The 19,457-nt window shown below is 72.5% G+C and carries 21 protein-coding genes; 12 read left to right on the top strand and 9 right to left on the bottom strand.

What is annotated here, in order from left to right:
* Window positions 1-2: 2 nt before the first annotated feature.
* Window positions 3-1,007: a ribosome small subunit-dependent GTPase A gene (gene rsgA, locus SHK19_RS14885; RefSeq protein ID WP_322455762.1), complete on the bottom strand. Its 1,005-nt coding sequence runs from the start codon at window positions 1,005-1,007 to the stop codon at window positions 3-5.
* Between the two features lie 8 nt (window positions 1,008-1,015).
* Entirely contained in the window at window positions 1,016-2,329 is a 1,314-nt protein-coding gene (gene aroA, locus SHK19_RS14880) for a 3-phosphoshikimate 1-carboxyvinyltransferase (RefSeq protein ID WP_322936691.1), read from the bottom strand.
* Window positions 2,330-2,372: 43 nt separating this feature from the next.
* Here aroA and SHK19_RS14875 point away from each other — a divergent pair, with 43 nt between their 5' ends.
* From SHK19_RS14875 to SHK19_RS14855, 5 genes are read left to right on the top strand one after another with little or no spacing between them, the layout of a single operon-like run.
* Window positions 2,373-5,351 (top strand): ATP-binding protein, encoded by a 2,979-nt coding sequence (locus tag SHK19_RS14875; RefSeq protein ID WP_322936690.1) that lies wholly within the window; start codon window positions 2,373-2,375, stop codon window positions 5,349-5,351.
* Window positions 5,352-5,402: 51 nt separating this feature from the next.
* Window positions 5,403-5,528: a hypothetical protein gene (locus SHK19_RS14870; RefSeq protein ID WP_322455759.1), complete on the top strand. Its 126-nt coding sequence runs from the start codon at window positions 5,403-5,405 to the stop codon at window positions 5,526-5,528.
* Window positions 5,525-6,208 (top strand): hypothetical protein, encoded by a 684-nt coding sequence (locus tag SHK19_RS14865; RefSeq protein WP_322455758.1) that lies wholly within the window; start codon window positions 5,525-5,527, stop codon window positions 6,206-6,208. Before SHK19_RS14870 ends, SHK19_RS14865 begins: the two co-directional genes overlap by 4 nt.
* Complete coding sequence (locus tag SHK19_RS14860; protein WP_322936689.1) at window positions 6,205-7,125, top strand: ATP-grasp domain-containing protein; 921 nt, start codon at window positions 6,205-6,207, stop codon at window positions 7,123-7,125. The genes SHK19_RS14865 and SHK19_RS14860 overlap by 4 nt, the downstream gene beginning before the upstream one ends.
* Entirely contained in the window at window positions 7,122-8,225 is a 1,104-nt protein-coding gene (locus SHK19_RS14855; protein ID WP_322936688.1) for a glutamate-cysteine ligase family protein, read from the top strand. The genes SHK19_RS14860 and SHK19_RS14855 overlap by 4 nt, the downstream gene beginning before the upstream one ends.
* On the opposite strand, the gene SHK19_RS14850 is transcribed toward SHK19_RS14855, so the two are convergent.
* Window positions 8,206-8,739 (bottom strand): DoxX family protein, encoded by a 534-nt coding sequence (locus tag SHK19_RS14850; RefSeq protein WP_322455755.1) that lies wholly within the window; start codon window positions 8,737-8,739, stop codon window positions 8,206-8,208. The two genes, SHK19_RS14855 and SHK19_RS14850, sit on opposite strands and share 20 nt — an antisense overlap.
* A 64-nt stretch (window positions 8,740-8,803) precedes the next feature.
* On the opposite strand from SHK19_RS14850, the gene SHK19_RS14845 reads away from it, so the two are divergent.
* The 4 genes from SHK19_RS14845 (at window position 8,804) to rsrA (ending at window position 11,204) form a co-directional block, all read left to right on the top strand.
* On the top strand, window positions 8,804-9,574 hold the full coding sequence (locus tag SHK19_RS14845; protein WP_322936687.1) for an SOS response-associated peptidase: 771 nt from the start codon (window positions 8,804-8,806) through the stop codon (window positions 9,572-9,574).
* On the top strand, window positions 9,571-10,236 hold the full coding sequence (locus tag SHK19_RS14840; protein WP_322455753.1) for an alpha/beta hydrolase family protein: 666 nt from the start codon (window positions 9,571-9,573) through the stop codon (window positions 10,234-10,236). The genes SHK19_RS14845 and SHK19_RS14840 overlap by 4 nt, the downstream gene beginning before the upstream one ends.
* A 69-nt stretch (window positions 10,237-10,305) precedes the next feature.
* Complete coding sequence (locus SHK19_RS14835) at window positions 10,306-10,932, top strand: sigma-70 family RNA polymerase sigma factor (RefSeq protein WP_322455752.1); 627 nt, start codon at window positions 10,306-10,308, stop codon at window positions 10,930-10,932.
* Window positions 10,932-11,204, top strand: a complete 273-nt coding sequence (gene rsrA, locus SHK19_RS14830; protein WP_322455751.1) for a mycothiol system anti-sigma-R factor — start codon at window positions 10,932-10,934, stop codon at window positions 11,202-11,204. The genes SHK19_RS14835 and rsrA overlap by 1 nt, the downstream gene beginning before the upstream one ends.
* A 105-nt stretch (window positions 11,205-11,309) precedes the next feature.
* On the opposite strand, the gene SHK19_RS14825 is transcribed toward rsrA, so the two are convergent.
* Window positions 11,310-12,251: a DUF559 domain-containing protein gene (locus SHK19_RS14825; RefSeq protein ID WP_322936685.1), complete on the bottom strand. Its 942-nt coding sequence runs from the start codon at window positions 12,249-12,251 to the stop codon at window positions 11,310-11,312.
* A 299-nt stretch (window positions 12,252-12,550) separates the two neighbouring features.
* Here SHK19_RS14825 and SHK19_RS14820 point away from each other — a divergent pair, with 299 nt between their 5' ends.
* On the top strand, window positions 12,551-13,390 hold the full coding sequence (locus SHK19_RS14820) for an oxidoreductase (protein WP_322455749.1): 840 nt from the start codon (window positions 12,551-12,553) through the stop codon (window positions 13,388-13,390).
* Window positions 13,391-13,393: 3 nt separating this feature from the next.
* Here the strand turns inward: SHK19_RS14820 and SHK19_RS14815 are convergent, their stop codons facing one another.
* Window positions 13,394-13,645 carry a DUF4242 domain-containing protein gene (locus SHK19_RS14815; RefSeq protein ID WP_322455748.1) on the bottom strand — a complete coding sequence of 84 codons (252 nt, stop codon included), beginning with the start codon at window positions 13,643-13,645 and terminating at the stop codon, window positions 13,394-13,396.
* Window positions 13,646-13,691: 46 nt separating this feature from the next.
* Between SHK19_RS14815 and SHK19_RS14810 the strand changes: the two genes are divergently transcribed.
* Window positions 13,692-14,693: an AraC family transcriptional regulator gene (locus SHK19_RS14810; protein ID WP_322455747.1), complete on the top strand. Its 1,002-nt coding sequence runs from the start codon at window positions 13,692-13,694 to the stop codon at window positions 14,691-14,693.
* Window positions 14,694-14,748: 55 nt separating this feature from the next.
* On the opposite strand, the gene SHK19_RS22110 is transcribed toward SHK19_RS14810, so the two are convergent.
* From SHK19_RS22110 to SHK19_RS14795, 4 genes are read right to left on the bottom strand one after another with little or no spacing between them, the layout of a single operon-like run.
* Complete coding sequence (locus SHK19_RS22110; protein ID WP_376768484.1) at window positions 14,749-14,823, bottom strand: 50S ribosomal protein bL37; 75 nt, start codon at window positions 14,821-14,823, stop codon at window positions 14,749-14,751.
* A 46-nt stretch (window positions 14,824-14,869) separates the two neighbouring features.
* A complete protein-coding gene (locus SHK19_RS14805) occupies window positions 14,870-15,265 on the bottom strand; it encodes a thioesterase family protein (protein ID WP_322936684.1) in 396 nt (131 codons plus the stop codon).
* Window positions 15,266-15,272: 7 nt separating this feature from the next.
* On the bottom strand, window positions 15,273-16,955 hold the full coding sequence (locus SHK19_RS14800) for an acetolactate synthase (protein ID WP_322936683.1): 1,683 nt from the start codon (window positions 16,953-16,955) through the stop codon (window positions 15,273-15,275).
* Window positions 16,956-17,009: 54 nt separating this feature from the next.
* The gene (locus SHK19_RS14795) at window positions 17,010-17,861 is read right to left on the bottom strand and encodes a DUF2785 domain-containing protein (protein WP_322455744.1); all 852 of its coding nucleotides are present in this window, start codon (window positions 17,859-17,861) and stop codon (window positions 17,010-17,012) included.
* A 117-nt stretch (window positions 17,862-17,978) separates the two neighbouring features.
* Here SHK19_RS14795 and SHK19_RS14790 point away from each other — a divergent pair, with 117 nt between their 5' ends.
* Window positions 17,979-19,451 (top strand): histidine kinase N-terminal domain-containing protein, encoded by a 1,473-nt coding sequence (locus SHK19_RS14790; protein WP_322936682.1) that lies wholly within the window; start codon window positions 17,979-17,981, stop codon window positions 19,449-19,451.
* Window positions 19,452-19,457 lie beyond the last annotated feature (6 nt).

Genomic DNA, 19,457 nt, shown 5'->3' with positions numbered 1-19,457 from the left:
CGTCAGTACTCGGTGACGGAGCGGGCGGCGAGGAGTCGCCGGAACGACGAGACCCGGTCGGCGTCGGCGTCACCGCGGGCCACGGCCTCGTCGAGCCCGCACTCGGGCTCGTCGTCCCCGTGGGTGCACCCGCGCGGGCAGTCCTCGGTCATCTCGTCGAGGTCGGGGAACGCGCCGATCAGGTGCTCCGGCTGGACGTGCGCCAGGCCGAAGGAGCGGATGCCCGGCGTGTCGACGATCCACCCGGCCTCGTCCGGCAGCGCGAGCATCATGGCGGAGGTCGAGGTGTGGCGGCCCTGCCCGGTGACGGCGTTGACGTGGCCGATCGCGCGGTCGGCGTCAGGCACGATCGCGTTGACCAGCGTCGACTTGCCGACACCGCTGGTGCCGATGAGCACGCTGGTGTGGCCGGTGAGCCGCTCCTGCAGCCCCTCGAGGCCGACGATCCGGCGGTCGCTGTCGCGGTGGGTCACCACCCAGGGCACGCCGAGCGAGCGGTAGGTCGAGAGCAGCGTCTCGGGGTCCTCGAGGTCGGCCTTGGTCAGGCAGAGCAGCGGGGCGAGGCCGCCGTCGTACGCCGCCACCAGGGCGCGGTCGATCCACCGCGACCGGGGCTCAGGGTCGGCGAGCGCGGTCACGACGACCAACTGGCTGGCGTTGGCGACGAGCACCCGCTCGACGGGGTCGTCGTCGTCGGCCGTCCGCCGGAGCACGGTGCTGCGGTCCCCGACCTCCACGATCCGCGCGAGGCTGCCGTCCGCGCCCGAGACGTCGCCGACCACCCGGACCCGGTCGCCGACCACGACGCCCTTGCGGCCGAGCGGCCGGGCCTTCATCGCCATCACGGTCCGGCCCTCGACGAGGAGGGTGAAGCGGCCGCGGTCGACGGTCACGACGGTGCCGTCGGCCGCGTCGTCGTACGACGGGCGCTCCTTGGTGCGTGGGCGGGTACGGCGGCGCGGCCGCTCGTAGTGCTCGACGTCGTGCTCGCCGTACCGACCGCTCATCCCCGACCTCAGAGCAGCGCGGCCCAGAAGCCGGGGAAGTCGGGGAAGGTCTTGCTGGTCGTGGCGACGTCCTCGACCAGGACGCCGGGCACCGCCGCGCCGACGATCACGCCGGCGTGGGCCATCCGGTGGTCGGCGTAGGTGTGGAACACCCCGCCCCCGAGCGGCGCGGGCCGGAGCGAGAGGCCGTCGGGGTGCTCGGTGACGTCGGCCCCGAGGGCGCCGAGCTCTGCCGCGAGGGCGGCCAGCCGGTCGGTCTCGTGGCCGCGGATGTGGGCGATGCCCCGCAGGTGGGAGGGCGTGGACGCCAGCGCACACAGCGCGGCGATCGCGGGCGTCAGCTCGCCGACGTCGTGCAGGTCGGCGTCGAGCCCGAGGAGATCGCGATGACCGCCCGCGGGTCCGGTCACGCGGAGGCCGTCGTCGACCCGGTCGACCGTGCAGCCCATCTGCGCGAGCAGGTCGCGCAACGCATCTCCGGGCTGCGTCGTGGCGATCGGCCAGTCGCGGACCGTGACCGAGCCGCCGGTCACCGCGGCCAGCGCCAGGAACGGCGCGGCGTTGGAGAGGTCGGGCTCGATCGTCTCGTCGTGAGCGGCGACGGGTCCGGGCGCCACCGCCCACCGGTTCGCGTCGGTGTCGTCGACCTCGACCCCGCGGGCGCGCAGCATCGCGATCGTCATCTCGATGTGGGGGAGGGACGGGATCGGCTTGCCGTCGTGGCGCACGTCGACACCGTGGTCGTACCGGGCGCCCGCCAGCAGCAGCGCGGACACGAACTGCGACGACGCCGACGCGTCGATCACGACCGTCCCGCCCGGCACCCGTCCCTCACCGGCGACCGTGAACGGCAGCGACCCGCGACCACCGTCGTCGACCCTCATCCCGAGCGCGGTGAGCGCGGTCAGCACCTCGCCGACCGGCCGGTTGCGCATGTGCGGGTCGCCGTCGAACGCGACCACGCCATCCACCAGCCCCGCCACCGGTGGCACGAACCGCATCACGGTGCCGGCCAGCCCGCAGTCGACCTCGGCCGGAGCCCGCCGAGCCGGTCGGGTCGCGGTCGGCATCGGCGTGACCGCCCAGTCGTCACCGCTCGAGTCGACCGCCGCACCGAGCCCGGTCAGCGCCCGCGCCATCAGCAGCGTGTCGCGGGACCGCAGCGCCCGTCGTACGACGGACGGCCCATCGGCGAGCGCTGCCAGGACCAGCGCGCGGTTGGTCAGCGACTTGCTGCCGGGCAGCGAGACCACCGCGTCGACGGGACCGGTCGCCACGGGCGCGGGCCAGGGGTCGGCGAGCGCGACGGCAGGAGAGGTCATGACTCGCCACAGTCTAGGAGGAACTTCTGGCACGCTGTGCCGCATGACTGCCGCCGGGGCTCGCCCGGATCCGGGGTTCGTCGGTCGAGTCGACGAGGTCGCCCGGCTGACCGAGGCCGTCCGCTCCGCCCTGGACGGCTCCCCGTCGCTGTGTCTCGTGATCGGCGAGGCCGGCATCGGGAAGTCGCGGCTCGCAGCGCGGGTGGCAGCCGAGGCCCGGGAGCTGGGTCTCGACGTGGCCTGGACCGAGGCAGAGGAGGGTGCAGGGCCGTTCTCGGCGCTCGCCGGGCTGCGGGCGCGCGCCGAGACCGCCACCGGGGCGGACGACGCCCGCTGGGACCAGCTCGAGGCGGCCGCCGGGGTGATCGAGGCGCGCGCTCCGGTGCTGGTGATCATCGAGGACTTCCACTGGGCCGACGAGTCGTCCGCCTGGGTCGTCGAGCGCCTCGGTCGGCAGCTCCAAGGCGTGCCCGCATGCGTGGTCCTCACCGCCCGGTCCGAGGAGCCGGGGCAGGAGCGGCTCGGCCGGCTGCTCAGCTCCGCCGACCGCGTGGTGCGGCTTGCCGGGATGTCGCGCGACGAGACGATCCGGCTGGCCGAGCTGGCGGCTCCGGGCAGCGAGGTGGACGGCGCCGGGCTGTGGGAACGCACCGGCGGCGTGCCCCTGTTCGTCCGCGAGGCAGCCGTGCTCGCCGCCGAGGGAGGTGGCACGTCGCGGGCGACGGAGGTGCTCCGACGCAGGTTCGAGCGGTTGGGGGCGGAGAACGCGCGGGTGCTCGCGGCGGTCGCGCTCGCGCCCGGCGGCACCTCCCTTCTCGTCCTCGCGCGCGCACTGAACCGGCCGGTCGAGGTGGTCGCGGGCGCGGTCGACATCGGGCGGGCCGAGGAGCTCGTCGTCGACGAGCGCGGGGGCGGCATCCGCTTCCGGCACGCCCTGCTTGCCGAGGCCGCGGCAGAGAACGTGCCGCCCGCCGCGCAGCGGGAGCTGCGCCTCGCCCTCGCCGCGGCCCTGGAGGCGGAGGGGAGCGGCCCGGCGCGCGCTCGGGCGGCGGAGCTCCGTCTGCTCGCGCTCCCGGCCGGCGACGCTGCCGCCGCGGCGGTCGCCGCGCTCGAGGCCGTCGTCGCGCTACGTGCCGCGGACGACGGGTCGGCGGCGAGCGCGCTGGCCGGGACGGCGATCGGCGTCCTGGCGACGTACGGCGCGCCGCCGGACGTCCTTGCCGCCCTTCACGTCGAACGCGGTGAGTCGCTCTTCGAGCTGGGGGAGAAGGTGGGCGCCGGCCACTCCTTCGCGGCTGCGGCCGAGCTGGCACCGGCCGACCCGGCGCTCCGGGCTCGTGCCGAGACAGGGCGCGCGTGGTACGTGAACCCGCTCGTCCCCGACACCGGCACGATCGACCGGCTGACCGCCACCGCCGCGGCGCTCGACCCGGCGGACACAGCTGTCCGGGTCCGGCTCCTGGGTCGGCTGGCTGCCGCCAGCATCGCCCATCCGGCTGCGCGCGAGCGAGGTCGGCGGACCGGGGAGGAGGCGGTCGCCATGGCGCGCCGGATCGGCGACCCGGCGCTGCTGAGCCAGGCGCTGGCCGACCTCCACCTGGCGCCTGTGACGCCGGCCGAGTGGGCAGCCCGCGAGGCCGCTGCCGACGAGCTCGTCGCGCTCGGAGAGCGGCTCGGCCGGCCCGATGTCGCCCTGCTCGGCTACGAGTGGCAGTTCGGTGAGCGGCTGGGGCGCGCCGACCGCCCGGGTGCCGAGGAGGCGCTCGGTCGGCTCGAGCTCTATGCGCACCTGTCCTCGTCGCCGAGGTGGCGGCTGGCTGCCGGTCTCCGGCGCGCCACGCTGGTGTCCCTGGCCGGCGACCGGGACCGGTGCCTCGACGTGCTCGCGTCCGAGTTCGAGAGCGCAGGACCATGGATCCATCCACAGGAGCTGGTCGGCATCGGGATGACGTTCCGGGCCGCGACCGCCTTCGTCTACGGCGTCCCGGATCCTGCTCTCGCTGAGCGGTTCTCGGCGACCGAGGAGGCCGGCGAGCTCCTGGCGGCACCGTTCGTGCGGGCCAGCCTCGCACTGGGTGCGCTGGCGCTCGGCGAGGACGAGCTGGCAAGGACCCATCTCGGTCTGGCCATCGCCGGCCTCGACATCCTGGCCACGGGGCTGGAGTCGCTGTTCGCGCTCAACGCGTGTGGCTTGGTCGCGGGAATGCTGGCGGAACTGCCCGCCGCGCGTGCGGTCCGGCCCCTGCTGGAGCCGTTCGCCGACAGGCTGTCGTCGGGAAGCGCGTCGGTCCTGCTCCCGACGGCGACCACGATCGGGCTGCTGGCCGACCTCCAGGGCGACCATGGCGCGGCCGTTCGCTACCACCGGCAGGGGATCGCGCTCGCGGACCGCGTGCAGTCGGCCGTGCTGGCGGCACGGTGCCGCGAGCTCGCCGATCACGTGACGGCATCGGCCGCGGAGCCGCACCGAGCCACCCTCACCCGAAGCGACGTCGGGTGGCAGTTCACCACCCCGTTCGGAACCGGTGTGGTCGAGGAGTCGCGCGGGCTGGTGCAGCTGGTGGAGGTGCTGCGGGCCAACGGCAAGGAGGTCTCGGCCCTCGACCTCGCCGGAGCCGACTCCGGCGGCAGCATCGCCGTCCAGAGTGACCTGGGGGCCGCTCTGGACAGTCAGGCCAAGCGCGCCTACCGCAGCCGGATCGCCGACCTTCGCGAGGAGATCGACGAAGCCGACGCCATGAACGACCCGGACCGGGCCAGCCGCGCGCGGTGGGAGCTCGACGCGCTCCTCGAGGAGCTGAGTCGCGCGGTCGGGCTCTCCGGCCGGGACCGCCCGCAGGGCGCCACCGACGAGCGCGCCCGGGTCAACGTCACCCGCAGCATCAAGCGGGCGATCGCCGCGGTCGGGGCCAGCGCACCCGAGCTGGGTGCGCACCTGGAGGTCTCCGTACGGACCGGCCGCCAGTGCCGCTACCAGCCGGATCCCGCCGTCGCCGTGACCTGGGAGGTCACCACGTCCTGAGCGTCCCGGGAGACGGAACACTGTTCCATCGCGACGGAACGCCTTCAGGACATGACCATCTACCAGCTCCTGACCGCCGACTGGCGGATCCGGCTCCTCGCCCAGCTCACCTGCGCCCCCCGCCCGCTTCCCCGGCCGACGTCGTCCCCAACGAACGGCGAGGAGGTGGCGTCGTGAGCACCGTCGCTGCTTCCCGACCGGCTGTCGACCAGGCGACGCGTCGACGGGTCGGAAAGGCATTCCTGCTCGCCGCCGGGTCGTGGGTCGCCTACCTCGTGCTCGCGTTCACGGTCTCCGCCGGCTACGAGGAGGCACTCGTCGACGCCTCCGAGGCGACGGACACGCCCGTCAACCGGCTCCCCGCCGAGACGCTGGCGGAGATCACCGCGGACCACCCGTGGAGCAACCTGTCCGCCCTGGTGCTGGTCTTCGTGCCGGTCCTCCTCATCCTCGCTGTCCGCCGCGCCCGCGCGGTGACGGGGGAGCGGTGGGGCGTCCGGCTCGCCTGGCTGGGAGCGGCGGTGTGGTGGTTCTACTTCCTGCTCAACGCCGGCCTGGCTGCGGGTCCCGAGTCCCTCCCGCCGCTCACGCGGGACCTCGACGTGCTCACCGTTCCGCTCGTGTCCGCCGGCTCCGTCCTCGCCGTGGCCGCGTTCGTTCTGTCGGCCCTGGGTCTGCGGCGCGCAGGATGGCGACCGTGGGCGACTGCGATCGCCGCCGGCGTCGCGCTCGTGCTGGCTGCGGTCAGCGTCGTCACCTTGGTGACTTCGGGGTTCGACGAGCCGGTGCCGCCGATCGCGCTGCTGCCGGCCGAGCTGATCGTCGGCATCGCCCTCCTCGTCGGCAGCCGGCGATGAGCGGGATGGACCTCCTCGTCATCAGCGATCCGCTGGACCGGCTCGACCCGGCCGTCGACACGACGCTCGGCATCGTCTCGGCCGCGGTGGCTCGCGGGCACCGGGTCCGGGCGTGCGGGCCGGCCGACCTCGCGATCGTCGACGGCGCCGCGGTCGCCCGGACCTACGACGTCCGCCGGGGCGACACCCGCTGGACCCGGCTCGAGGACGCGGACGCCGTACTCCTCCGGCCCGAGCCGCCGGTGGACCGCCGCTACCTCGACGCGACCCTGGTGCTCGACCGGGTCGACCGTGCCCGCACGCTGATGGTGAACGACCCGCGCGGCGTTCGGATCGCCAACGAGAAGCTGTGGGCGCTCGAGCACCCCGACCTCGGCCCGCCCACCCTCGTCACCGCGTCGGCGGAGCTGATCGCCGACTTCGTCGGCCGGCACCAGGAGTGCGTGATCAAGCCCATCGACGGCTTCAGCGGTCACGGGGTGCTGCGGCTCGGTGACCACGACCCCAACGCGGCGTCGATCATCGAGCTCTCGACCGATGGCGGGCGCCGCCAGGTCGTCGTCCAGCCGTGGCTCGAGCGCGTGCGCGACGGCAACAAGAGACTGTTCGTCCACGACGGTGAACCGGTCGCCGCCGCGCTGCGCTTCCCCGTGGAGAACGGCGACTTCCGGGTCGGGATGCCCGCGCGGATGGTCGGGATCGACGACCGCGACCGGGGGATCTGCGACCGGCTGCGTCCCGGCCTGAGCGACCTCGGACTGTTCCTCGTCGGGCTCGACGTCATCGACGGCCTGCTGATCGAGGTGAACGTCACCAGCTCCGGTGCGCTCCGCGAGTGCGACCGGCTGCTCGGCAGCACCCTGTGCGCCGACTTCGTGGACCTCATGGAAGACACAACCCAAGGGAGAAGCTCATGACCACCACCGGCATGCGCTCGCAGAAGTTGGCCTTCGAGGAGGCCGTGGAGGCTCAGTTCGACGGCGCGTACGACGGCAGCCGCCGGGTCGGCCTCGAGCGGGAGCTGATCGCCTACCGGCACTCCCCGGACATCACCGAGCCGGTGCCGGTCGCGGACCTGCGACAGGCCCTGGCCGGGGTGCCGGACGTCGGGTTCGAGCCCGGGGGACAGGTCGAGCTGCACCCGGGTCCGTCAGAGACGGCAGCCGCCGCGGTCGCCGTACTCAGGGAGCGTGAGCGGGCCGCCCGGGCCGCGCTGGCGGCGGTAGGGATCCACCTCGCTGCCGTCGGCCTCGACCCTTGGCGCAGCCCGGAGCGGCTCGGCCTGCAGCTGACCGACCACCGGTACCGCGCCATGGACCGGCACTTCGACAAGATCGGACCGGCCGGACGGCGGTTCATGCGGCAGACCGCGGGACTCCAGGTCTGCGTGGATCTCCGGCCCGGCGTCGAGGGCGTCGTCCAGTGGCGCGCGGCGAACCTGATCTCTCCCGTCCTCGCCGCACTCTTCGCCAACTCCCGCGTCTGTGGGGGGCGACGGCTGAACACCGACGGCGGCCGTACGGCGGTGTGTCTGGCGACCGATCCTGCTCGGATGGCGTATGGCCGGCTCGGACGGTCGCCGGGCCTGGTGGGGGAGTACCTGCGGTTCGCGACGACCGCACCGCCCCTGAGCGAACGGCTCGCCGACGTCGACGCCCATCTCACGACCCTTTTCCCTGCGGTCCGTCCGCGGGGCCGCTACCTCGAGGTGCGGGCGCTCGACTCCGTGCCGGGCAGCGACCTCGGCCCGGCCGTCGCGCTGACGACCGCGCTGCTCGCGGTGCCCGGCGCAGCCGACGAGATCGTGTCCGCACTCGACGGCATCGACGTGCCCGGCCTCTGGGCGCTGGCCGCCGGGCCCGGGATCCGGCACCCGATCCTCAACGGATTGGCCGCCGGTCTGGTCCGGATCGCGCAGGCCGCAGCGGCCGATCTGCCGAGCGGCTACCTACCCCCGGACCAGGACGGGCTCGCCCGGGTCGCGGAGCGGGCGGGGCTCAGGTCAGCTCGGCCTTGACCAGCTTGGCCTCACGCTTTGCGGCGTGAGCGAGGTGCCGGGCCTCGCGACGGGTGTCCTTCGCGGCTCGGCGGGCGCGCCAGGCCAGGCCGGGTCGGCCCTCGGTGTCGCCCGCCGCGATCAGCAGGCCGCCGGTGAGCGACACGTTCTTGAAGAAGTGGGTGAGCTGCTCGCGCCGCACGGCGGGGTCGGAGGCCTCCCAGAAGCGGTAGCGGGTCGCCGTCGACGGCACCAGCGAGGCGGCGAGCACGCCGGAAGCGATCCGGGGGAACTTGCCGGTGGCGAGCGCGGCGGCGGCGACGATCTGGACCGCGCCGTTGATCCGCACCCAGGTCACGGGCTCGGTCGGGACGGGTGTGCCGTCGGGTGCGGCCTTCTCGACGAGCGGGACGAACCGGTCCGTCACCGGCTTCGCCTCGCGGGCGAGCGCCTCGGCGTTGCGGAGCGAGTCCACGCCGTTCGCCACGAAGAAGGCACCGAGCAGAGGTCGGACGAAAGTTCGGGTCAAGGCCATGTCTGGTCTCTACCCCGTCACCAGTGGCCCAACCGTGTCCCCGGCCGGCGATAGATTGAGTGCCATGTGTGGGCGCTACGCCTCCAGCCGGAGCCCGGACGACCTCGCCGAGGAGTTCGAGGTCGTCGACCCGCGCCTCGACCAGCCGCTGGCACCCGACTACAACGTCGCTCCGACCAAGGAGGTCTACGCCGTCCTCGACCGCGCGCCGCGGCCCGACGACGAGAAGGGCGGTACGGCGGACGCCGACCCGGTCCGGCAGCTCCGCGTGCTGCGCTGGGGGCTGGTGCCGTTCTGGGCCAAGGACCCGTCCATCGGCAGCCGGATGATCAACGCGCGGATGGAGACGGTCGCCGAGAAACCGGCGTTCCGGCGGGCGTTCGCCAGCCGGCGCTGCCTGCTGCCGGCCGACGGGTACTTCGAGTGGTACGAGACCCAGCAGAAGGGCAAGTCCGGGAAACCGCTGAAGCAGCCGTTCTTCATCAAGCCGATGGACGGGTCGGTGCTGGCGATGGCGGGTCTCTACGAGATCTGGAAGGACCCCACCCGCGACGACGACGATCCCGACAAGTTCCGCTGGACCTGCACCGTGCTGACCACCGAGGCGACCGACGAGGTCGGCCGGATCCACGACCGGATGCCGCTCCTGGTCACGCCGGAGCGCCGTACCGCCTGGCTCGACCCGCAGACTCCCAAGGACCAGCTGCCCGGCCGGCTGGTGCCGGCCCAGCAGAGCGGGCTCGAGGCGTTCCCCGTCTCGACTACGGTCGGCAACGTCCGGAACAACGGGCCGGAGCTGGTCGAGCCGATCCCGTTCGAGGAGTCGCTCCTGTGAGCCGGAGCGAGGAGCGGGTCGTGTCGACGCCGGTGGGCGAGGGCCGGCTGGTCACCCGCCGCGCGCCCAGGCCGATCGCGACCGTGCTGCTGAGCCACGGCGCCGGCGGGGGCATCGAGGCACGCGACCTGACCGCACTGGCGACGTACCTCCCGCGGCAAGGCGTCAACGTGATGCTCTTCGAGCAGCCTTGGCGTCGGGCCGGCAAGAAGGTCGCGACCCCGCCGGCCACGCTCGACGTCGGCCTGCGGGCGGCGGTCGACGCCCTCCGGGTCCGCACGCCGATCATCCTCGGCGGCCGCTCGGCCGGCGCGCGATCCGCCTGCCGCTCGGCCAAGGCGCTCGGTGCCGCCGGGTGCCTGGCGCTGTCCTTCCCGTTGCACCCGCCCGGCAAGCCGGACAAGTCGCGTCTCGACGAGCTGGCCGGTGCCGGCGTACCCACGCTCGTCATCCAGGGCGGCAACGACCCGTTCGGGACGCCGGAGGAGTTTCCCGACCCTCTGCCCGCAGGCACCGACCTCGCCGTCGTGCCCGACGCGGACCACGGGTTCAAGGTGCCGAAGCGGGCGTCGATCAGCCAGGACGACGCGATGGGCATCGTGGTCGAGGCGGCACTGGAGTGGGTGGTCCGGGAAATCGTCGGGAATGGAGTGCCCGGCTGACCGGTTGGACTCTGCATGATCGCGGTCCTCGAGCGCCCTTCGGCGGCAACCCCCGTACGCTGGGGGGCGATGACTGAAACCTCTGATCTCGACGTCGGTGCGGTCGACCCCGCCACCGAGACCCCGGACGAGCGCGCCGCGCGGTTCGAGCGCGACGCGCTGCCCTTCCTCGACCAGCTCTACTCCGCGGCGATGCGCATGACCCGCAATCCCGCAGACGCCGAGGACCTCGTCCAGGAGACCTTCGCCAAGGCCTACTCCGCGTTCCACCAGTTCAAGCCGGGCACCAACCTCAAGGCCTGGCTCTACCGCATCCTGACCAACACCTTCATCAACTCCTACCGGAAGAAGCAGCGCGAGCCGCAGCAGTCGATGTCCGAGGACGTCGAGGACTGGCAGCTCGCCCGTGCCGAGTCGCACACGTCGAGCGGCCTGAAGTCCGCCGAGATGCAGGCGCTCGAGCACCTGCCCGACAGCCAGGTCAAGGACGCGTTGCAGCGCCTTCCCGAGGAGTTCCGGCTCGCCGTCTACCTCGCCGACGTGGAGGGCTTCGCCTACAAGGAGATCGCCGAGATCATGGACACGCCGATCGGGACCGTGATGTCTCGTCTCCACCGCGGCCGGCGACAGTTGCGGGACATGCTCTCCGACTACGTCCGCTCGGGCGGCGACGCACCGGTCCAGGGAGGCCGATGATGACGCACTCGCACGACGGACCCACCAACGAGGAGTGTGTCGACTTCCTCGAGCGGATCATGCGGCTGATCGACAACGAGCTCGAAGAGGGTGACTGCGCGGTCGTCCGCGCACACATCGACACCTGCAACCCCTGTCTCGAGCGCTACGACCTCCAGCGCACCGTCAAGGCGATCGTCGCCCGCTCGTGCTCCGAGACGGCCCCCGTCGAGCTCCGCGACCGCGTCCGCGTCCAGATCCAGCAGATCCAGGTCCGCATCACCGAGCAGTAGGCGGGTCCGTCTCTCCCACGAATCGGGTGAGTTTTCCCGTTGAATCGGGGGAGTTTGCCCGTTCGATCGGCCGGATTCGACGGGCAGACTCATCGGATTCGGCGATCAACCGCGCGCGGCGCCGCGCTCGAGCTTGCGCACGGGCGTGTACGACGGCGCCAACGCCGCGCGCAGCTGGTCGAGCCACCGGTCCAGGGCGGCGCCGGAGAAGTCGCCACGCCGGATCACGATGACCGTCCAGCCGTTGGCGCGCAGCCACCGGCGGCGGAGCCGGTCGTGCTCCCGCATGGCCTCGGTCCGCTCGTGGGCGTCGTACCCGTCGTACTCGACCGCGATCCGTCTCTCCGGATAGGCGAAGTCCAGCCGGTACGTGGGGATGCCGTCGATCACGACCCAGTGCTGCGGGGTCGGCGGGGCGAGGCCGGCCAGGTGAATTTCTAGCCGGGTCCAGGACTCCCGCGCGGACTCACTCCGCGGATCCACCAGCGGGACGAGTACGCGCAACTGCCGGACGCCACGTCGGCGCCGGTACCGAGGGAGCTCGTCCGTCATCGCTGCGACCGTCACGCCGAGCAGCCGGGCGAGAGCGTCCATGGCAGCGATCGCCTCGCGCATCCTGAGCATGCACCCGAGATCCATCACCGTTCTGAGGGGCGTCGTGACGAGGATGCCGGACAGCCTCGTCACGTCGCGTGGCGCGAGGGCGCGCGTGTGGCCGACGACCCCGACCCGGTCGCTGGGCTCGGAACCGGTGACCACGCACACGTCGATGAGCGGGACGCCGGACCCCTCGGCCCAGACGTAGGTGTCGACGCCGTACAGCCAGGCCGCCGTACGGCCGCTGACGATGTGACCGTCCGGCAGCAGCCGAGCGACAAGTGCGGCGCGCATATCGATCGTGTCAGTGACGCCGTCGGGGACATACCCGCCGTAGAAGACGGGACGGACGAGACCGGTACGGACCCAGTTCCTGAGTTGTCGTGGGGTGATCCCGAGGCCGGGCAGGTCGGTCCGGATGAACGGGTGCGGTGGCGGAGTCGCGTGCATGGCCTGAGCCTCGGCAACGACGCACGCAGCCCGCTCGACGGTCGCACGCCTCTGTGGATAGCCGCCCTCCTTCACGGCCTGTGGACGGAGATTGGGCCCTCCCTCCACGCGAATCGGGGGACCTTGCCCGCCGAATCGGGGGACCTTGCCGCCGAATCGAGGGACTTTGCCCGGCGAACCGGGTCGACTGGACCGGCGAACTCCCCGGATTCGGCGGGCGGGCTTCCCGGATTCGGCGGGCAGGTTTCCTCGATTCGGCGGGCAAACTTCCCCGATTCGCGGTCTGGGAGGATCTGGCCATGACTAAGACCGTGCTGATCACCGGCTGTTCGTCAGGCATCGGGGAGGCGACTGCGGAGAGGCTGGTTCGGGGTGGGTGGGACGTCTATGCGACGGCGCGCAGACCCGAGACGCTGACCGCGCTGGCCGACGCGGGGTGCACGACGCTCGCCCTGGACGTGACCGACGAGGCTTCGATGACCACGGCCGTGGACGCGGTGATCGACGGGTCCGGGCGGATCGACGCTCTGGTCAACAACGCCGGCTACTCCCAGTCGGGAGCGCTGGAGTCCGTCGACCTCGACGACGTCCGCCGGCAGTTCGAGACCAACGTGTTCGGCCTGCTCCGGCTCACGCAGCTGGTGCTCCCGACCATGCGTGAGCAGCGGTCGGGACGGATCGTCAACATCGGCTCGATGGGCGGCAAGCTGACCTTCCCCGGCGGCGGGGCCTACCACGCCAGCAAGTACGCCGTGGAGGCCCTCTCCGACGCGCTCCGGTTCGAGGTCGCCGGGTTCGGGATCCGCGTTGTGCTGATCGAGCCAGGCCTGATCACCACCAACTTCGACACCAAGGCGGCGGCGGAGATGTCCGAGTACCTCGAGGGTGACGGCCCGTACGCCGACTTCAACGCCGCCGTCATGAAGAACACGACCGAGGTGTACGACGGTCCGATGGCCAGGCTCGGCGGCCCGCCCGAGGCGGTGGCGAAGGTGATCGAGAAGGCCCTCACCAAGGCTCACCCGAGGTCGCGCTACCTGGTCACCCCGTCGGCGTACGGCGCGATCGCGAGCCGCCGGATGATGCCCGACCGGATGTGGGACCTGGCGATGAAGTCGCAGTTCCCACAACCGAAGTAGGACTCAGCTGCCCTCGACGACGGGGTAGAGGTGGTCGGCCAGAAGGCCGTGGGCCTCCTTGTGGACCGCGGCCGCCGCGTCGGCGTCGGGAGCGTCGACCAGGCAGAACACCTTGCCGTTGCTCTCGTCGACCCAGTAGCGCAGGTAGTTCACGCCGTACTGGTCCTGGATCTCGACATCCTTCTTGTGAGCGGCGGCGACGTCGTTCGCGGTCGCGCCGGGCAGGTTCTCGTGAACATCCATGAAGAGCGGCATCGGAAGTCTCCTTCGGAGGGGGGCGGGTTCTGACACACTGAGTCTCATGTCGGAGCAGCTCTCCGGCCATGACCGCGTCCCCACCGGACTTGACCGCAACGCCACACTCAGCGACGTCCTCGACCGGATGCACTTGCAGGGCGCGGTCTTCCTGCGCGGCGAGTACTCCGAGGCGTGGTCCTACCGTTCGCCGTCGGCAGCCGACACGGCCGCGCTGCTCCAGCCCGGGGCGCCCCGGGTCGCCCTGTTCCACGTCGTTGCGACCGGCCGGTGCTGGACCATGCTCGCCGACGGCCAGAAGCACTGGGCCTACGAGGGTGACGTGATCGTGCTGCCGTACGGCGACCTCCACACCATGGGCGGCGCCCAGCCGGCCGAGGTCGTCGACATGGTGACGATCCTCGACATGCCGCCGTGGACTCAGATGCCGGTGGTGCGGCACGGGTCCGGCGGCGAGCGGACCGATCTGGTGTGCGGCTACCTCACCAGCGATCACCCGCTGTTCGACCCGCGTCTGCGCGCGCTGCCGCCGTTGTTCGTCGTGAGCCCGAGCGAGGCGCCGGCGCGCGGATGGGTCCAGGCCAGCATCGACTACGCGTTGGCGCAAACGTCCCCCGCCTCGCAAGGCGGATTGGAGGGCCCCACGCAGGTGCCCGAGCTGCTGGTGCGCGAGGTCTTGCGGATCCACCTGGCGAGTGCGCCACAGGTCGAGAGCGGCTGGCTCCAGGCCCTTGCCGACCCCGTGCTCGCGCCGGCGCTGGCCGCGATCCACGGATCACCCGAGGACCGGTGGACGGTTGCCGGGCTCGCGCGGGAGGCCAACGTGTCGGTGTCGCTGCTCGACGAGCGGTTCCGCGCGGTGCTGGGTCTCGCCCCGATCCGCTACCTCGCCGCGTGGCGGATGCACGTCGCCGGCGACCTGCTGCGCTCGACCACCCTGGGCGTCGCCTCGGTCGCACGACGCGTCGGCTACGAGTCCGAGGAGGCGTTCAGCCGGGCGTTCAAGCGCTCCACGGGGCGCTCACCCAGCACCGTTCGCCGCCACTAGAGACGACGAAGCCCCCGTGACCGTGACGGTCCGGAGGCTCAGTCTTCAGCAGAAGTCAGCTGTTGGGGCGCTTGCCGTGGTTGGCGGCCTTCTTGCGGCGCGAACGGCGCTTGCGACCAGTCTTGCCCATGGTTCCTCCTGGGATCGGTAACGCTCCAGTCTCTCAGTCCGGCCGTTCAGCCCGAAATCCGGGACAGGAACCGCTCGCCGTCCACTACCACCCGGGTGATCTCGCCGCTGCCGACGAGCTTGCCCGGTCCCTCCGGCCCGACGTTGCGCGCCGCGACGGAGAACCGCCGCAGCCGGCCGTCGGCATACGCCAGCCGGGCGGTCACCTCGACCGCCTGCCCGACCGCGCTCGGCGCCAGGTGCTCGAGCTGGATCCGGGTCCCGACGCTGGTCTCGCCGGGCGCGAGCGCCGGGTCGATCGCGGCGCACGTAGCGGCCTCGCACCAGGCCAGCAACCGTGGGGTGCCGAGCACGGGCAAGGTCCCTGACCCCACCGCGGCGGCGGTGTCGTCGTCGGTGACGGTGAAGTGGAGCGCGGCCTCGGCCGACGGGACCTGGGTCATCGGTGGCCTAGATGCCGAACGTGCTGCGGGGGTACGCCGCGTTGACGTCGGTGATCACGTTGACGAGGTACGGCGCGCCTGCGGCGAACGCCCGGTCGAGCGCGGGACCGATCTGCCGCGGGTCGGTCACGGTCTCGCCGGCCCCGCCGAGCGCGGACACGACCGAGTCGTAGGCGGTCCGCGGCGCGAGGTCGGCAACGACGTCGTAGCCGTAGAGCATCTGCATCGGACCTTTCTCCAAGCCCCACGCGGAGTTGTTGCCCATCACCATCACGACCGGCAGGTTGTGGCGGACGAGGGTGTCGACGTCCATCAACGAGAACCCGGCAGCGCCGTCGCCGAGCAGCAGCACGACCTGCGAGGACGGCCGGGCGACCCGCGCCGCGATCGCGGCGCCGAGCCCGGCGCCGAGGCAGCCGTAGGGGCCGGGGTCGAGCCAGCAGCCCGGCCGCTTCGGCTCGACGTACTTGCCGGCGAACGAGACGAAGTCGCCGCCGTCGCCGATCACGACCGCGTCGTCGGCGAGGCGGGGCACCAGCTCGCCGTAGATCCGCGCCGGGTGCACCGGGTCGGCCTCGGCGGAGAGCAGCTCGGCGTCCCGCGCAGCCGCCGCCGCGACCGTGTCCTGCAGCCCCGACACCCACCCGGACCAGTCCGGCCGGTTGCCGCGCTCCAGCGCGGCCTGCAGGCCGTCGAAGACCGCGGTCAGGTCGCCGCCCACCGACGCGGCCAGCGCGGCGTGCCCGGAGACCAGGGCAGGGGAATCGGCGATGTGCACGACCTGGGCCGGCTCAGCGCCGTCCTTGCCGCCGAAGATCCCGTAGCCGAGCCGGAAGTCGAGCGCGGTGCCGACGACGACGACCAGGTCGGCGCCGCCGATGGCGGCACCCCGCGCCTTCGTCACCAGCAGCGGGTGTCCGCCCGGGATCACGCCGCGCCCCATCCCGTTGGTGATGGCGGGGACGCCGAGTGCCTCGACGAAGCGCAGCGCCGCGGTCTCCGCGCCGTCGGCCCAGACGTCGGTGCCGAGGATCAGCAGCGGTCGCGCGGCCGCCGCGATCAGTCCCGCGATCCGGTCGACCGCGTCGCTGTCGGGCTCCGCACCGCGGAACGCGTCGGCGCCGACGACGGGCACCGCCCCCGTGCCGACGTTGAAGAACTCGTCCATCGGCACGTCGACGTACGTCGGCCCGCGGTGGGACGACCGCGCGGCCGTGAACGCCTCGTGGAAGCCGGCGGCGACGTCGTCGGCGGTCATCAGCGTGGCCGCCCGCTTGGTGACCGGCCCGACGATGGGCAGGTGGTCGATCTCCTGGAGCGCGCCGGTGCCCCAGCGGTTGTTGGGCGCGCGGCCGCCGACGACGACCATCGGCGACCCGGCGAACTGGGCCTGGGCCATCGCGCTGATGCCGTTCGTCACCCCGGGTCCGGCGGTCAGCACGGCGAGGCCGGGCACCCGGGTGAGCTTGCCGGTCGCCTCGGCCGCGAACGCCGCGGTCTGCTCGTGCCGTACGTCGAGCAGCCGCATCGGCTGCCCTTCCTCGGCCGCCTTCACCGCGCCGTCGTACATCGGGAAGACGTGCGCGCCGGACAGCGTGAACATGGTCTCGACGCCGTGCGCCTGGGCAACGGCGACGGCGAGCTGTCCGGCGTGGCCGGTGAGTTCGGTCGAGGTCTCGGGCGAGGTCATGGACGGAAACCTACCGACTGGCCGTGCAGGTCAATCGGCAGGTCAATCGGCAGGTCAATCGGCGCTGGGCGGGCCGGCGCGGTGGTGCGACGGGCCGAGGTAGGCCGGGTGTGTGCGCCTCAGGTGCTCGACCAGCAGCAGGACCATGTCCGTGCGCCGGGGCGGCGCGGCGGGCCCGAGCGCCAGCTGGAGGTAGAGCGCACGGAGGAACGCCGCGGCGTTCCCCGTCTGCAGGTAGACGTCGGACTTGGCGTCGCTGTCGCGCCGCGGCCGGGCCGCTTCGGCGATCCGCTCCAGCCAGGCCTCGACCAGCTCGTTGGGCACCAGCCCGCGCCGCAGGACGTGCAGGGTGGTCATCGCCAGCCGGTCGTGCTCGCCGGAGTACCAGACCGCTCCGGGCGTGCGGGTCACGCGGTCGCCGATGACGTCGAGGACGACGAGCAGCTCGCCCGGGCCGCAGTGCGGGGAGCGGGCGAGGGCGCCGAAGGCGTCGGCGCCGTGCGCGATCGCGTGCGCCCAGCCCTGGTCGTCCACCCAGCCGCGCTCGTCGCGCTCCATGAGGAACCAGGTCGCCAGGCGATCACCCCACTCGTGGACCTTCGCGCGGGTCACCCGGGGCTTGCGGGTGTCCCGATCGATCACCTCAGCGACGACGAGTGCCGAGAAGCTGCGACGGAACACGGTGTCGGTGCCTCTCTCGCCGATGCCGGTGAGCAACCCGGTTGCGATCCCGTCGCCCAGGCCAGGCAGCAGGTCGTCGTAGACACCACGCTCGATCCACGTGCAGAGCACCGCGAGGGCCAGCTCCCGGAGCTCGGAATCAGGGGTGCCGAGGAGCTCGGTCAGCTCGGCGGTGAGGTCGGACAGCCTGCGGTCGGCGGGCACTCTGAAGTCGGCTGCAGACACGTGTCGCCAGTCGACAATGGGGGGCATAACGCACATCCTGCCAAACGGTTAAGACCGGTCCGGACCGGGCCCGGCGACGGCAACCACTCCGACGACGGAGTCCACTAGCGTGAGCCCGTGCCGTCCCTCCCCGCGATCGCCCGGCGCCACACCGACCTCGACGACGAGGACATCGAGTGGCTCCAGCGGATCCTCGCGGACTGGCAGATCATCGCCGACCTGTCCTTCGCGGACCTGGTGATGTGGATGCCCGACCGCGAGGGCGGCGGCTACTGGGCGGGCGGGCAGATGCGCCCGACGACCGGGCCGACGGCGTACGTCGACGACATCGTCGGCTCGTTCGTTGCCACCGGACGCCGACCACTGGTCGACGCGGCGTACGAGCAGGGCCGGATCGCGCGGGAGGGCGACCCGGAGTGGCGCGACGAGGTGCCGGTGCGGGTCGAGGCGATCCCGGTTCGCCGGGACGGCCGGGTGATCGCGGTGATCGCGCGCAACACCAACCTGCTCGGTGTCCGGACGCCGAGCCGGCTCGAGATCAACTACCTCCAGACCGCCGGCGACCTGACCAAGATGATCGCGTCCGGCCACTTCCCGGCGTCCGGCCAGCGCAGCGACCATGCGGACTCGCCCCGGGTCGGCGACGGCTTCCTGCGGGTCGACGAGAGCGGCCGGGTGGTCTACGCGAGCCCCAACGCGTTGTCGGTCTATCGCAAGCTCGGTCTGGCCGGCGACCTCGCCGGACACCTGCTCACCGACCTCACCCGCGAGCTGGTGCCGCCACGGAAGCGGCCCGACGAGGAGACGCTGAGCGCGGTGCTCGGCGCGCGGGCGCACCGCGACACCGAGATCGGGTCGGGCGACATCGCGTTGATCGTCCGCGCGATCCCGCTGCGACCGGACGGCGAGCACATCGGTGGCCTGATCCTGCTGCGCGACGTGACTGACCTCCGGCGCCGCGACCGCGAGCTGATCTCCAAGGACGCCACCATCCGAGAGATTCACCACCGGGTGAAGAACAACCTGCAGACGGTCGCCGCGCTGCTTCGCCTGCAGGCGCGGCGGATCGACTCCGCCGACGCGACCGCCGCTCTGGAGGAGGCAGTACGCCGGGTCGGCTCGATCGCGATCGTCCACGAGACCCTGAGCCAGGCGGTCGAGGAAGCCGTGGACTTCGACGCGATCGCCGACCGGCTGGCCCGGCTGGTCACCGACGTCGGGCTGGCGTCGGTGCGGATCCGCCGCGTGGGTCGGTTCGGGATGCTGGTCTCGGAGCAGGCGACGCCGCTCGCGATGGTCCTCACCGAGCTGCTGCAGAACGCAGTCGAGCACGGCTATCCCACCGACGACACCGCCCCGGACGAGGTGGGGGAGGTCGTGATGTCCGCGCAGCGGCGCGGCAACCAGCTCGAGATCGTCGTCGACGACGACGGCCGCGGTCTCCCGGAGGGCTTCGAGCTGGACAGCTCACCGAGCCTCGGCCTGTCGATCGTCAAGACCCTGGTCGAGTCGGAGCTCGGCGGACACCTCACCCTGGGGTCGTCGCCCGCAGGCGGGACCCGGGCGGACCTGTCGATACCGCTCGACTGACCGGCT

This window comes from Nocardioides bizhenqiangii (genome assembly GCF_034661235.1).
In the GTDB taxonomy this organism is placed as follows: Bacteria; Actinomycetota; Actinomycetes; order Propionibacteriales; family Nocardioidaceae; genus Nocardioides; species Nocardioides bizhenqiangii.
Note: the sequence above shows the minus strand (reverse complement) of the source record. Positions and strands in the feature narration are given on the sequence as shown.

Excerpts from the sequence above, each read along its gene's own strand:
- SHK19_RS14805 (WP_322936684.1), bottom strand. The coding sequence starts at position 15,265 with ATGACCCAGGTCCCGTCGGCCGAGGCCGCGCTCCACTTCACCGTCACC.
- SHK19_RS14815 (WP_322455748.1), bottom strand. The coding sequence starts at position 13,645 with ATGCCGCTCTTCATGGATGTTCACGAGAACCTGCCCGGCGCGACCGCG.
- rsrA (WP_322455751.1), top strand. The coding sequence starts at position 10,932 with ATGACGCACTCGCACGACGGACCCACCAACGAGGAGTGTGTCGACTTC.
- SHK19_RS14810 (WP_322455747.1), top strand. The coding sequence starts at position 13,692 with ATGTCGGAGCAGCTCTCCGGCCATGACCGCGTCCCCACCGGACTTGAC.
- SHK19_RS14845 (WP_322936687.1), top strand. The coding sequence starts at position 8,804 with ATGTGTGGGCGCTACGCCTCCAGCCGGAGCCCGGACGACCTCGCCGAG.
- SHK19_RS14860 (WP_322936689.1), top strand. The coding sequence starts at position 6,205 with ATGAGCGGGATGGACCTCCTCGTCATCAGCGATCCGCTGGACCGGCTC.
- SHK19_RS14870 (WP_322455759.1), top strand. The coding sequence starts at position 5,403 with ATGACCATCTACCAGCTCCTGACCGCCGACTGGCGGATCCGGCTCCTC.
- SHK19_RS14825 (WP_322936685.1), bottom strand. The coding sequence starts at position 12,251 with ATGCACGCGACTCCGCCACCGCACCCGTTCATCCGGACCGACCTGCCC.
- SHK19_RS14835 (WP_322455752.1), top strand. The coding sequence starts at position 10,306 with ATGACTGAAACCTCTGATCTCGACGTCGGTGCGGTCGACCCCGCCACC.
- SHK19_RS14820 (WP_322455749.1), top strand. The coding sequence starts at position 12,551 with ATGACTAAGACCGTGCTGATCACCGGCTGTTCGTCAGGCATCGGGGAG.
- aroA (WP_322936691.1), bottom strand. The coding sequence starts at position 2,329 with ATGACCTCTCCTGCCGTCGCGCTCGCCGACCCCTGGCCCGCGCCCGTG.
- rsgA (WP_322455762.1), bottom strand. The coding sequence starts at position 1,007 with ATGAGCGGTCGGTACGGCGAGCACGACGTCGAGCACTACGAGCGGCCG.
- SHK19_RS14850 (WP_322455755.1), bottom strand. The coding sequence starts at position 8,739 with ATGGCCTTGACCCGAACTTTCGTCCGACCTCTGCTCGGTGCCTTCTTC.
- SHK19_RS14875 (WP_322936690.1), top strand. The coding sequence starts at position 2,373 with ATGACTGCCGCCGGGGCTCGCCCGGATCCGGGGTTCGTCGGTCGAGTC.
- SHK19_RS14800 (WP_322936683.1), bottom strand. The coding sequence starts at position 16,955 with ATGACCTCGCCCGAGACCTCGACCGAACTCACCGGCCACGCCGGACAG.
- SHK19_RS14855 (WP_322936688.1), top strand. The coding sequence starts at position 7,122 with ATGACCACCACCGGCATGCGCTCGCAGAAGTTGGCCTTCGAGGAGGCC.